1 protein-coding gene is annotated in these 295 nt (G+C 70.5%); it reads left to right on the forward strand.

Annotated elements, in window-relative coordinates; genetic code table 11:
• Positions 1-51 precede the first annotated feature (51 nt).
• Positions 52-295, forward strand: a 244-nt coding sequence (locus AC5RV2_RS19215; protein ID WP_494093648.1) for a hypothetical protein, incomplete at its 3' end; no start/stop codon positions are given.

Consider the following 295-nt stretch of genomic DNA (forward strand, 5'->3'; position numbering starts at 1 on the left):
CTTAAGGCTTGGAAGACCGTGTCCACCCGTCCATAATAGGCAACCCCTAGGTTGCCAATCAAGGGGGCCGGCCGCGCACGGTTGCTCTGGCTCGGCGCGTTCCTGACCCTCGCGGCCTCCTTTGGTTCATCGCTGCTGGCCACCGCCGTCGCTCCGGGCGCCGTGGTCACACCGTTCACGGGTCCCTTTGTCTCGCTGGCCCTGTTCCTGCTTCTGGGCGCGGCACTGATCGCCGGGGACCGGCTGCGGCACGACCTGGCCGCTGCGCGGCGCCCGGCCCCGGGCCTGCGGCGCA

It is taken from the genome of Arthrobacter sp. Y3225116 (genome assembly GCF_059091245.1).